This window comes from Shewanella sp. 11B5, assembly GCF_002836795.1.
Taxonomy (GTDB): domain Bacteria; phylum Pseudomonadota; class Gammaproteobacteria; order Enterobacterales; family Shewanellaceae; genus Shewanella; species Shewanella frigidimarina.
On sequence record NZ_PJAP01000162.1, the window covers coordinates 1 to 1,141 of the forward strand.

The 1,141-nt window shown below is 37.6% G+C and carries 1 protein-coding gene; it reads right to left on the bottom strand.

Annotated elements, in window-relative coordinates; all coding sequences use genetic code 11:
- Nucleotides 1-269: 269 nt before the first annotated feature.
- Nucleotides 270-1,121 carry a hypothetical protein gene (locus CXF78_RS01340; RefSeq protein WP_102035751.1) on the bottom strand — a complete coding sequence of 284 codons (852 nt, stop codon included), beginning with the start codon at nt 1,119-1,121 and terminating at the stop codon, nt 270-272.
- Nucleotides 1,122-1,141: the final 20 nt, after the last annotated feature.

Consider the following 1,141-nt stretch of genomic DNA (forward strand, 5'->3'; position numbering starts at 1 on the left):
TAGAATGCCACTGTTAAATTTAACAATACCATAACACTAAGTGGCTTTGCTGAGGCATTTAAATGAAACGGCTGTTTTCGTTGATAATTATGCTGAACACAATTTGAGGGTGTGAGAAAGGGTATGGTCAGTGATTTAGTTAAATATTGTGATGATTTATTGCCAATTCAAGCCTTATCATTAATCTCCCAAGCAATATTAAGTACAAATGAGACGCGCGTTTTCGAAGATGTTTCTGATACAAATCCTTCAACACTGACTTTTATCAATTATGGATAAATCTGTTTCCAGTGTTTTACTTTGGGATTAACAATACCAGACTCCTCAAAAGCCCTAGAAATAGTGCCTTCCAAACGCAGCTTTTTTAAACCGTCTTGCAACGCCTCAAAAACCTTTTCAGCATTTGGTGCCTTTTTAGAAACAACAAAATGGCGAGACCCTTTTAAACCCACTTTAATATTAGGAACCGGAACTAACCTTACTCCGGCTATTTCCATACTGAAATCTTCTTCTGAAGAAAAATCATTTAGAACAAAATCAGCTCGTCCCACATTAATAAATTTGAACATAAGATGCAGTTTCGGCATGCTATGTGTCTTCACCCCCATAGCTTTCAACGTTGCCCAGTCAACTACCCAACGATCAGAAGAAACGCCTTTAAACTTTTTAAGTTCATCAAGTGAATTGATTTTCATTATATCAACGTTTGTTGGTAGAGCGTATATGCCCACTTCGATCGCCCCTGCTTCAAATATAGCATCGCTGACATAAAAATCAGCCTCATCAATTTCAATTCTCCAGGCTGTTTCTGCTGGCATAGTGACAACCCCTTTTTCAGCCTCTATCAAAGCGCGGCTATAATTGGGCATTTCTTTTAGCTGTATATCAGGCTTCAACCCTCCAAGATTTAGCGCTTTGCATATCAACACTAATTCAACTACGCCACGATGAAGATTCATTTCCCTAAAATCATCAATATCGTTGCAGTTTTTTTTATCTGCCCATTCCTTGAATGAATCATAAACCACTTTATTAGCTGAAATATCAACCACTTCGGCGCAAAGGTTACTGGTTCCTAATAAGGCCACCCAACTTGTAATAAGTATAAATAATTTTCTCATTCATCCTACTTGTAGTGGTT

Coding starts and splice junctions, on each gene's coding strand:
- CXF78_RS01340 (WP_102035751.1), bottom strand. CDS start 1,121: ATGAGAAAATTATTTATACTTATTACAAGTTGGGTGGCCTTATTAGGA.